Consider the following 11,083-nt stretch of genomic DNA (forward strand, 5'->3'; position numbering starts at 1 on the left):
TGGAGGTGGGTGACGCGCGAGGATCTCCGTTCCCGAGCTGAGTTCTTCACCCTCGCCGGCCTCGGCCAACGGTGATCCGTCGTACCGACGCACGTTTCCCATTCCCGCAGAAGGAGAAGGCGACGATGGCCGACCCGCAGCTGTTTGCAATTGTCGGAGCTGGCTTGACCGGGGCCAAGGCCGCCGAAGGGTTGCGAGAGGCCGGCTTCGCCGGCCGGATCGTGCTCATCGGGGAGGAGACCGAGCCGCCCTACGAGCGACCGCCACTGTCCAAGGGCTACCTGCTCGGCACCCAGCCGCGCGAGAAGGCGTACGTGCACGATCCGGGTTGGTACCGCGAGCACGATGTGGAACTGCTCCTCGGCGTGCGGGCGGCCGGGCTCGTCCCCGCCGACCACACGCTGATCCTCGACGGGCATGAGCCGGTGCGCTACGACAAGCTTCTCCTCGCGACCGGCTCGCGGGTCCGCCGGCTCGACGTTCCCGGCGCACATCTGTCCGGCGTGCGGTATCTGCGCACCCTGCCCGAAGCCGACGCGCTCGTCGAGCACATGTCCACCGCACCGCGGGTGGTCGTCGTGGGCGCCGGCTGGATCGGTCTGGAAACGGCGGCCGCCGCTCGCGCTCGGGGCTGTGACGTCACCGTAGTGGAGCAGGACAGCGCGCCGCTGCGCCGGGTTCTCGGCGACGAGGTGGCCGCGGTCTTCACTGAGCTGCACCACGCGCACGGGGTCTCGTTCCGGTTCGGCAGCGGCGTACGGGAGTTCCTCGGTGTCGATGATCGGTTGAGTTCGGTGGTGCTCACCGACGGCACCCGACTGCCGGCCGATCTGGCGATCGTCGGTATCGGCATCACGCCCGCGACCGACCTGGCCGCAGCGGGCGGGCTGGCGTTGGAGAACGGGATCGCCACCGACGCCAGCCTGCGGACCAGCGACCCGGACATCTACGCGGCCGGAGACGTGGCCAGCATCGCGCACCCGTTGTTGGGGCGAAGGGTCCGGGTCGAGCACTGGGCCAACGCGCTCAACGGCGGCAGCGCCGCGAGCCGGGCGATGCTCGGTGAGCCGCTGAGCTTCGAGCGGATACCGTACTTCTTCAGCGACCAGTACGACCTGGGCATGGAGTACAGCGGCTGGGCGGAACCAGGCGGCTACGACGAGGTGGTGTTCCGTCCCAAACCATCCATCGTTGACGGCAAGGCGCCGCAGTTCGTCGCGTTCTGGCTGAGCGCCGGTCGGGTTTTGGCCGGCATGAACGTCAACGTCTGGGACGTGGCCGAGCCGATCCAGGAGCTGGTCCGCCAAGGCTATGCCGGTAAGACCGTCGCCTCGGCCCGGCTGGCTGACCCCCGGATCCCGCTCGGCGACGTCGGGAAGAGCTGAGTCATCGCGGCGAGAAGAGCTGCCTTGGTCAGGCGGCGCGGCCGGCCTTGAGTGCCGCCGCGGTGTCGACGACGCGACGGGCCTGATGGCGGGCCGCTTGCAGGGCCACCTCACCGGGCGGGCCATCGCCGGCCACATGGGAGGTGCCGTACGGGTTGCCGGACTGGAACTGGACGGGGTCCGTGTAGCCGGGGGGCACGATGATGCCACCCCAGTGATAGAACGTGTTCCCCAGCGCCAGGAGGGTGGATTCCTGTCCACCGTGTGCGGTGTTCGAGGCGGTGAACGCCGAGTAGACCTTGTCCGCGAGTTTGCCGTGGAACCACAGGCCACCGGTGGTGTCGATGAACGCCCTGAGCTGGCTGGCGGGGTTGCCGAAGCGGGTGGGTGTGCCGAACAGCACCGCGTCGGCCCAGGCCAGGTCGTCGAGGCTGGCCTCGGCGACGTCAGCGGTCTCCTGACGGTGTCGGGTCCACTCCGGCCTGGCGCTGATCGCCTCCGGTGGGGCGGTTTCGGCGGCCCTGCGCAGTCGCACACGTGCGCCGGCCTTCTCCGCGCCCTCGGCGGCGGCCTGGGCCAAGGCGTGCACGGTGCCGGTGGCGCTGTAGTAGATGATCGCGGTGTTCACCGGTTCCATGATCGGTCTCTCCTTCTGTCGGTTCCGTCGGTACGACGACGCAACCCCTCGAAATGTCAGGCGCGCCCTGGTCGGGAGCCCAATACCGTGGTCGGGGGTATCGTTCAGCCCGTCACCCAGGGCCGGAGTTTTTCGGGGTTGAGGATTGACCAGATGCGCTTGATCCGGTGGCCTGCGACCTGGAACGCGAACACGGCGACGGTGATGCTGTCCAGCTGAGCCACGAGACCGGGCTGACCGTTGACCGTGCGCTCCATGATCGTCACGTTGGATGCCGCATCAGCCCTATCGACGAGGAAGCGCGCGATCTGTTCGGCGCCTTCGACTGGGCGGAGTTCGGCCCGGACGAGTCCGCCGCCGTCGCCGGTCGCCGTGGCATCGGGGGCTAGCAATCCGATGAGGGCGTGGATGTCCTTCGCCTCCCATGCCTGCTTGAAGGCTCTGACGAGGTCAACCTGCTGGGCTGTCAAAGCTGTGGGAGCCTGCGACGCGCGAATGCGACGTCGTGCCGATGAGGCGAGCTGGCGACATGCCGCCGGCGTACGGCCGACGATCTCGGCGACCTCGGCGAAGGAGTAGCGGAAGACATCGTGCAGGATGAAAGCGACGCGCTCGGCCGGGGTCATCGCTTCGAGCACGACAAGGAAGGCCATGCTGATCGATTCGTCGAGGGTGACCCGGTCGACGGGGTCGACCGTAGCGCCACCTGGCCGCCCCTTGATCCACTCCATGTGGTCGGGCAGTGGCTCGGGAAGCCATTCGCCCACGTAAAGCTCCCGCCGTGCGCGTGCCGAACCGAGCAGATCGAGGCAGATGCGACCGGCAGTCTTCGTCAGCCAGGCAGCGGGGTTCTCGATCGTCTCCCGCTGCTGTGGGGCCATGGCGTACCAGCGGGCGTATGCCTCCTGTATGACGTCCTCGGCGTCGGTCAGGGAGCCGAGGAGCCGGTACGCGACATTGATCAGCTGACGCCGCTCCCTCATGAGCGCGTTCAGGCCCGGATCGGGCCGACTGCGTTCTGGCCCGGATCGAGTACTCATGGTGCCAACGGCTCCCTTGGTCGCTCTGCCTCACCAGTTCGACGAGACGGCGCTCCGAGATGTGAGGTCCCCAGGCGCCGGCTCCGGGGCCGGCCGACCCGGACAGCGTGCATGCCGTACACCCGGACGTCGTACCAGGGGCCGGGCAGAGCAGCCGCACCGCTCGCTGCACGTCCCGCTCGACACCCGGGGCTGACCGGCGACCGGTGCCGGGATCGAGACCGGCTCAGCGCAGGGGATCGAACGGTCGGAGTTCCGCGGGCTGCCGGCCGGTGGTGATCTGCTCGGCGAGCAGTTGGCCGGTGAGTGGACCGAGGGTGATGCCCCACATGCCGTGGCCGCCGGCCGCGTAGACCCGCGGGGACCTGGTCCGGCCGATCAGTGGCAGTCCGTCCGGGGTGCAGGGGCGGGAGCCGACCCACTCGTCGGTGCGCGCGTCCAGGTCGGCGCCGCGCAGCAGCGGCCGGGCGGCCTCGGCGATGGCCGAGATCCGGCGGCGGTCCAGCGGCGCCTCGGCGCTGCGGAACTCCATCATGCCGGCGACGCGCAGCCGGTCTTCCAGCGGCGTGCACGCGACGCGCTGCGCGGGGAAGTACACCGGACCGGTCGGGACGTGCTCGATCGGGATGCTGAAGCTGTAACCACGGCCGGCCTGCACGACGGTCCGGACCCCGAAACGTCGGCCCAGCTCACCGAGCCAGGTGCCGGTGGCCAGCACCACCGCGTCGTAACGCTCGTCGGCGCCGGCAGCGGTGACCACCCGGACCCCGGAGCCCTCGTCGCGGATGTCCACGACGTCCGCCCCCGTCACCAGCGCTGCGCCGCGGGCGCGAACGGACGCGGCGAGCGCGTGGACGTAGTGCCCGGGATCGATGTAACGCTGGCCGTGCAGGCGGATGGCGGCACCGATGTCGTCCGACAGCGAGGGCTCCACCTCACGCGCCTCGGCCCCGGTCAGGACGTCGAACTCGATCTCCTGACCCGCGGCGTGGATGTGCGCCAACTCGTCCAGCAGGGTCGACCGCTCGGTCTCGGTCCGGTACGCCGCGATGAACGACTTCGCCTCCTTCGTCACCGAGGCGACCCCACCGGCCGCCAAGGCGTCGAACGCCTCGAATGCCCGCCGGTTCATCGGAATGTACGCCCCCATCGCGGTCCGCCACTTCGCCGGGGTGCTGTGTTGCGCGAAGCCCGCCAGGAACCGCAGCAGTCGAGCGTCGGCGCGCGGCGGCACGTACACCGGTGACGACGGGCTCAGCACGGCGCGCAGCCCGTAGCGGAGCACCGCGGGCTCCGGCAGGGGAGTGGTGATGCCGGGGGTGAGCCAGCCGGCGTTGCCCCACGAGGCGCCCGCCGCCACGCCCGTGCGGTCGAGCACGGTGACCTGCGCCCCTCGTTCCTGCAGGAACCAGGCGGTGGCCAGCCCGACCATTCCCGCGCCGATGACGGCGACGCGTCGGGGGACGGGCACGGACTCGATGGCAGGCATGGTTCCCCTCCTTCGAAGCAACCGCGGTTGCGGCAATCCTGTCCCCGTTCCGACGGAACGTCATTGTTCTGCGAGGCCAATGCTCGTGTTTGTCATTGGTCGAAACGAACAACAGCGAGGGATAATCTGTTCATGATCACCGTTGCTGGCGTGGTGGACGCGGTCGGCGCCGCGCTACTCAAGATCGTCGTACCCGGCAACGAGGCGGAGGTCCGTGATGTGACCATCACCGAACTCGACGAAGCCTCGACCGGCCAGAGCGGCGATCTCGTCCTCGGCGCGGGCATCGCCACACCGGAGCAGGCGCTCGCCGTCATCGCGCGCTGCGCGGAGGCCGGCGCGGCCGGCCTGGTCCTCAAGCCCCCACTCGCCGCGCACCCCGACCTGGTGTCCTCCGCCGCCGACCATGACCTGACCCTGGTCGAGCTGCGCAGCCACGGAACGTGGGCCCAGCTCGTCTGGCTGCTCCGAGGCGTGATCGACACGGCCGCCGCGCCCGGCTCGCCGGAGACCGGAGAAGCCGGGGTGTACGACCAACTCTTCGCCCTTGCCGACGCGGCCGCCGCCATCGTGGACGCGCCGGTGACGATCGAGGACGCCCATTCCCGCGTGCTGGCGTACTCCTCGCGGCAGGACCGCACCGACCCCGCACGCGTCTCGACGATCGTCGGGCGACGCGTCCCGGGCGACGTGATCGCGTACTTCCGTTCCCGTGGCGTCTTCCGCAAGCTCGCGAAGGGCGGTGAGCCCATCTTCGTGCCGCAGGGCCCCGACGGGACGTTGCCCCGGCTCGTGATCCCGATCCGGGCCGGAGGCGAGCTGCTCGGCTCGATCTGGGCCGTCGTCGAAAGCCCCGTGCCCGAGCAGCGCTTGCGCGATCTTCAGGGCGCGGCCAGCGTACTCGCGCTCCACCTGCTCCGCCTCCGGGTGCAGGCCGACATCGCCCGCCGGGCGTCGGCCGACCGTCTGCGGGCGGCGCTGCGGGCTCCGACCTCGACGGCCCAGGAACTGGGCCTCCCCAAGGGCCCGTGGCGGGTCGTGGCACTCGGGGCGCACGGCGGGACGGGGGAGATGGTGCACAACCTCGCCCTGTGGGAGTCGATCACACGCCGCCACGGCTGGCGTCAGCCGCTCATCGCGGACGTCGGCGACGTCCTGTTCGCCGTCGTGGTCGACACGGGCGAGTCGCCCGGCTCCTGGGCATGGATGCAGCGGCTGATTCACGACATCGCCCTGCAGGACCCGGCGGTGCGTGCCGCCTCCGGCAGTGTCGCCGTGGGGTTGACGGAACTGCCGCGGTCACGCGCCGAGGCAGCCGAGGTGCTGACGCTGCACGGCTCGGCTCGGCAGCGAGGTCCACTGCTGCGCTTCGAGGACGTCTGGGCCGAGGTGGTCGTGCACCGTGTGATCGCCGCGGTGCCGCAGGCTGACCTGCTGGTCGGCGGACCGCTGCCCGACCTCGTCGCTTACGACCGCAAGCACGGCACCGACTATGTCGCCACCGTCGCGGCCTGGCTCGACCAGCAGGGTGACCCGACGAAGGCGGCCCGGCAGTTGCACGTGCACCCCAACACGCTCCGGCACCGCATGCGCCGCCTCGCCGAGGTCGTCCACGTCGATCTCGACTCGCCGCGAGCGCGGTTGGCACTGCAGATCCAACTCGCGGCGCTGCGTCCGGTCGGCGCGTGACGGCTGCTTGGATATCCGCATGGATGGTCACTCGCCGCTCTCCGCCGACGAACTGCTCGACATAGTCGACGACCAGGACCGGGTGGTCGGGCAGGCGCGGCGGGATGAGGCGTACGCCCGCAGGTTGCGGCACCGCTGTGTGTTCGTACTGGCGCGGGACGCGGCCGGGCGTATCTTCGTGCACCGCCGGACGGCGCGGAAGCTGGTCTTTCCGTCGTGCTACGACATGTTCGTGGGTGGGGTCGTAGGTGCGGGCGAATCATACGACGAGGCAGCGCTACGCGAAGCGGAGGAAGAGCTGGGGGTCAGCGGGCTGCCCGCCCCCGTGCCACTGTTCAAATTCCTCTACGAGTCACCGGAGCACACCTGGTGGTCCTTGATCTACGAGGTGCGGTGCCCGTCGACGGTCGCTCCGCAGGCCGCGGAGGTGGACTGGTACGCGTTTCTCACCGAGGCGGAGCTGCACCGGCGACTCGTCGAATGGACATGGGTGCCGGACGGCCTGGAAGCGTACCGCCGGCTGCTCGCCCGACAGGGCACTGACTGAATCGCGTGGGTGCGTTGACCGGGGCGATTGGGTACGGTCGCCGGGTGGAGAGCCGACCGGGTCACCTGTACGCGATCAGTGACCTGCACGTCCGGTACGCCGAGAACCGCGAGTTCGTGACCGGCCTGCGGCCTTCGTCCGATCAGGACTGGCTCATCGTCGCCGGAGACGTGGCCGAGACCGAGGAGCTGGTCGCCTGGACGCTGGAACTGCTCGCGGGGCGGTTCCACACCGTGCTGTGGGTGCCGGGCAACCACGAGTTGTGGTCGCGCGACCGCGACCCGCTGCGCGGTGAGGCGCGGTACCGACGCCTGGTCGACCTCGCGCGCGGACTGGGCGTGGTCACGCCGGAGGACCCGTACCCGGTGTGGCAGGGCCCCGGCGGACCGGTCGTGCTGGCTCCGCTCTTTCTGCTCTACGACTACACCTTCCTGCCGCCCGGTGCGACGACGCAGGCCGAGGCGATGGCCCTGGCCAGGCAGAGTGGTGTGATCTGCACCGACGAGATGCTGCTGCATCCGGACCCGTACCCGAGCCGGGAGGCGTGGTGCCATGCGCGGGTGGCGCAGACCGCCGCCCGGCTCGACGAGGTCCCACCGGAGCTGCCCACCGTGCTGATCAACCACTGGCCGCTGGTGCAGGAGCCGACCCGGGTGCTGCGCTACCCGGAGTTCGCCCAGTGGTGCGGCACGGTGCGGACGGCGGACTGGCACATCCGGTACAGTGCCGCCGCCGTGGTCTACGGGCACCTGCACATCCCGCGCACCACCTGGTACGACGGGGTGCGGTTCGAGGAGGTGTCGCTGGGCTACCCCCGCGAGTGGCTTCCCCGGCCGACCGCACCGAAGCTGCGACGAATCCTGCCCGTGGCATCATCGGGTGAATGACCAGCAGATCCGCCCCCGCGCAGCATCTGCGCGACCTCGCGCGGCTGCGCCGGGTCCGCGACCGCATCGATCGGGAGTACGCGCGACCGCTGAACGTCGAGGCGCTCGCCCGTGACGTGAACATGTCGGCCGGACATCTCAGTCGCCAGTTCCGGCTCGCCTACGGGGAGTCGCCGTACGCCTATCTGATGACCCGGCGCGTCGAGCGGGCGATGGCCCTGCTGCGTCGCGGCGATCTCAGCGTCACCGAGGTCTGTTTCGCGGTCGGTTGCACCTCGCTGGGCACCTTCAGCACCCGCTTCACCGAGTTGGTCGGTGTGCCGCCCAGCGCCTACCGGCGTCAGGTGACCCGGGCGACGGCGGGCCTGCCGTCGTGCGTGACGAAGCAGGTGACCAGACCGGTCAGGAACCGATCAGGAATCGAGAAGCCCAGGTCACGGGGCCGCTACTAGCCTGAATCGCATGGATCTCAGCATTCATCACAGTTTCCTGCCGCACAACGACCCGGATGCGGCCCTGGCCTTCTACCGCGACACCCTCGGCTTCGAGGTGCGCAACGACGTCGGATACGCGGGGATGCGCTGGATCACGGTCGGCCCGCCCAACCAGCCCGGCACCTCCATCGTCCTGCACCCGCCGGCCGCCGATCCCGGGGTCACCGACGAGGAGCGTCGCGTGATCGCGGAGATGATGGCCAAGGGCACCTACGGCATGATCGTCCTGGCCACCAAGGACCTCGACGGCACCTTCGAGCGGCTCCAGGCCAGCGGGGCCGAGATCGTCCAGGAGCCGATCGAGCAGCCGTACGGGGTTCGGGACTGCGCCGTCCGCGATGCCGCTGGCAACATGGTCCGCATTCAGGAGCTGCGCTGAGGTGACGTGGTTCTCACGCCTCCCGGCCACTCGAACGGAGACAGGAAGAGCATGACGGACACCCGGTCGCCCGCGCCGCACATCGCCGACAGCCACGATCTGATCCGGGTGCGGGGCGCGCGGGAGAACAACCTCAAGGACGTCAGCGTCGAGATCCCGAAGCGACGGCTCACGGTGTTCACCGGCGTCTCCGGCTCGGGCAAGAGCTCGCTGGTGTTCGGCACCATCGCCGCCGAGTCGCAGCGGATGATCAACGAGACCTACAGCGCCTTCCTGCAGGGCTTCATGCCGACGCTGGCCCGGCCCGAGGTCGACGTCCTCGACGGACTGACCACGGCGATCATCGTCGACCAGGAGCGGATGGGCGCGAACGTCCGCTCCACGGTCGGCACCGTCACCGACGCCAACGCGATGCTGCGGATTCTCTTCAGTCGGCTCGGGCAGCCACACATCGGCTCGCCCCAGGCGTTCTCCTTCAACGTCGCCTCGCTCAGCGGGGCCGGCGCCGTCACCATCGAGCGCGGGGGACGGACGACGAAGGAGCGGCGCAGCTTCACCATCACCGGCGGCATGTGCCCACGGTGCGAGGGCATGGGCCGGGTGAACGACTTCGACCTCTCCGCGCTGTATGACGACAGCAAGTCGCTCAACGAGGGCGCGATCACGATTCCCGGTTACAGCATGGAGGGCTGGTACGGCCGTATCTTCCGCGGCTGCGGATACTTCGACCCGGACAAGCCGATCCGTAAGTACACCAAGCGTGAGCTGGACGACCTGCTCTACAAGGAGCCGACCAAGATCAAGGTCGAGGGGATCAACCTGACGTACGCGGGGCTGATCCCGACGATCCAGAAGTCGTTCCTGTCCAAGGACCGCGAGGCGATGCAGCCGCACATCCGCGCCTTCGTGGACCGCGCGGTCGTTTTCACCACCTGCCCCGACTGCGCCGGCACCCGGCTCAGCGAGCCGGCCCGGTCGTCGAAGATCAAGGGGATCAACATCGCCGACTGCTGCGCGATGCAGATCAGCGACCTCGCCGACTGGGTGCGGGCACTGGACGAACCGTCGGTGGCGCCGCTGCTGGCGGCGCTGGGGGAGACCCTCGACTCGTTCGTCGAGATCGGGCTCGGTTACCTCAGCCTCGACCGGCCGTCAGGCACGCTGTCCGGCGGCGAGGCGCAGCGCACCAAGATGATTCGTCACCTCTCCTCGTCGCTGACCGACGTCACCTACGTCTTCGACGAGCCGACGATCGGGCTGCACCCGCACGACATCCAGCGCATGAACAATCTGCTGTTGCGGCTGCGGGACAAGGGCAACACCGTGCTCGTCGTCGAGCACAAGCCGGAGACGATCGCGATCGCCGACCACGTCGTCGACCTGGGTCCCGGCGCTGGCGTGGCGGGCGGCAGCATCTGCTTCGAGGGCACCGTGGACGGGCTGCGGGCCAGCGGCACGCTGACCGGTCGCCATCTCGACGACCGGGCCACCCTCAAGGAGAAGGTGCGTGTCCCGTCGGGGGTGCTGGAGGTGCGCGGTGCCAGCACCCACAACCTGCGCGACGTCGACGTCGACATTCCGCTCGGCGTGCTGGTCGTGGTGACCGGGGTGGCCGGCTCGGGCAAGAGTTCCCTGATCCACGGCTCGGTCTCGGGGCAGGACGGCGTGATCTCGATCGACCAGGGGGCGATCCGGGGCTCGCGACGGAGCAACCCGGCGACGTACACCGGGCTGCTCGACCCGATCCGCAAGGCGTTCGCGAAGGCCAACGGCGTGAAGCCGGCATTGTTCAGCGCCAACTCCGAGGGAGCCTGCCCGACCTGCAACGGCGCCGGGGTCATCTACACCGACCTGGCGATGATGGCCGGTGTCGCCACCGTCTGCGAACAGTGCGAGGGGAAGCGGTTCCAGGCCGAGGTGCTGGAGTACACGTTCGGCGGCCGTGACATCAGCGAGGTGCTGGCGATGCCGGTGACCGAGGCCGAGGAGTTCTTCGGCGCCGGCGAGGCACGCGTACCGGCCGCCCACGCCATCCTCACCCGGCTCGCCGACGTCGGGCTCGGTTACCTCACCCTCGGCCAGCCGCTCACCACGCTCTCCGGCGGCGAGCGGCAGCGCCTCCGGCTGGCCACCCATCTGACCGACAAGGGCGGCACCTACGTCCTCGACGAGCCGACCACCGGCCTGCACCTCGCCGACATCGAGCAACTGCTCGGTCTGCTCGACCGGCTCGTCGACTCCGGCAGATCGGTCATCGTCATCGAGCATCACCAGGCGGTCATGGCGCACGCCGACTGGATCATCGACCTCGGCCCCGGCGCCGGGCACGACGGCGGCCGGATCGTCTTCGAGGGCACTCCCGCCGACCTGGTCGCGGCTCGCTCCACGCTGACCGCCCAGCACCTCGCGGACTACGTGACATCATCCTGAGCAGAAATCCGGTTAGTGAAGTGCCCTTGCGAAGGGCACTTCACTAAGCGAGTCCGGCAATCGGGCGGTGGCGACGAGGCGAGTCCTGCCCCCGTACAGCGATCGA

At 69.7% G+C, this 11,083-nt stretch carries 10 protein-coding genes; 7 read left to right on the top strand and 3 right to left on the bottom strand.

The features are described 5' to 3' along the window. Positions 1–125: 125 nt before the first annotated feature. On the top strand, positions 126–1,385 hold the full coding sequence (locus Vqi01_RS25910) for an NAD(P)/FAD-dependent oxidoreductase (RefSeq protein ID WP_204037542.1): 1,260 nt from the start codon (positions 126–128) through the stop codon (positions 1,383–1,385). A 28-nt stretch (positions 1,386–1,413) separates the two neighbouring features. Here Vqi01_RS25910 and wrbA read toward each other — a convergent pair whose 3' ends face one another. The 3 genes from wrbA to Vqi01_RS25925 form a co-directional block, all read right to left on the bottom strand. After that, positions 1,414–2,025 carry an NAD(P)H:quinone oxidoreductase gene (gene wrbA / locus Vqi01_RS25915; protein WP_372444434.1) on the bottom strand — a complete coding sequence of 204 codons (612 nt, stop codon included), beginning with the start codon at positions 2,023–2,025 and terminating at the stop codon, positions 1,414–1,416. A 101-nt stretch (positions 2,026–2,126) separates the two neighbouring features. Then, positions 2,127–3,062, bottom strand: a complete 936-nt coding sequence (gene sigJ / locus Vqi01_RS25920; protein WP_239098673.1) for an RNA polymerase sigma factor SigJ — start codon at positions 3,060–3,062, stop codon at positions 2,127–2,129. Positions 3,063–3,288: 226 nt separating this feature from the next. After that, positions 3,289–4,551 (bottom strand): NAD(P)/FAD-dependent oxidoreductase, encoded by a 1,263-nt coding sequence (locus tag Vqi01_RS25925; RefSeq protein WP_204037546.1) that lies wholly within the window; start codon positions 4,549–4,551, stop codon positions 3,289–3,291. 132 nt (positions 4,552–4,683) lie between these two features. On the opposite strand from Vqi01_RS25925, the gene Vqi01_RS25930 reads away from it, so the two are divergent. Genes Vqi01_RS25930 through Vqi01_RS25955 form a run of 6 tightly spaced genes read left to right on the top strand, consistent with a single transcriptional unit; the run spans position 4,684 to position 10,977 of the window. Further along, a complete protein-coding gene (locus Vqi01_RS25930) occupies positions 4,684–6,240 on the top strand; it encodes a helix-turn-helix domain-containing protein (protein WP_204037548.1) in 1,557 nt (518 codons plus the stop codon). A 19-nt stretch (positions 6,241–6,259) separates the two neighbouring features. Beyond that, on the top strand, positions 6,260–6,787 hold the full coding sequence (locus tag Vqi01_RS25935; protein WP_204037550.1) for an NUDIX domain-containing protein: 528 nt from the start codon (positions 6,260–6,262) through the stop codon (positions 6,785–6,787). Between the two features lie 14 nt (positions 6,788–6,801). Next, positions 6,802–7,674, top strand: coding sequence for a metallophosphoesterase family protein (locus Vqi01_RS25940; RefSeq protein ID WP_372444433.1), 873 nt, complete (start codon positions 6,802–6,804; stop codon positions 7,672–7,674). Continuing rightward, positions 7,671–8,126, top strand: a complete 456-nt coding sequence (locus Vqi01_RS25945; RefSeq protein ID WP_204037552.1) for a helix-turn-helix domain-containing protein — start codon at positions 7,671–7,673, stop codon at positions 8,124–8,126. Before Vqi01_RS25940 ends, Vqi01_RS25945 begins: the two co-directional genes overlap by 4 nt. 10 nt (positions 8,127–8,136) lie before the next feature. Beyond that, positions 8,137–8,547: a VOC family protein gene (locus tag Vqi01_RS25950; RefSeq protein WP_204037553.1), complete on the top strand. Its 411-nt coding sequence runs from the start codon at positions 8,137–8,139 to the stop codon at positions 8,545–8,547. Between the two features lie 51 nt (positions 8,548–8,598). After that, a complete protein-coding gene (locus tag Vqi01_RS25955; protein ID WP_204037555.1) occupies positions 8,599–10,977 on the top strand; it encodes an ATP-binding cassette domain-containing protein in 2,379 nt (792 codons plus the stop codon). Positions 10,978–11,083: the final 106 nt, after the last annotated feature.

This window comes from Micromonospora qiuiae (genome assembly GCF_016863555.1).
GTDB lineage: Bacteria > Actinomycetota > Actinomycetes > Mycobacteriales > Micromonosporaceae > Micromonospora > Micromonospora qiuiae.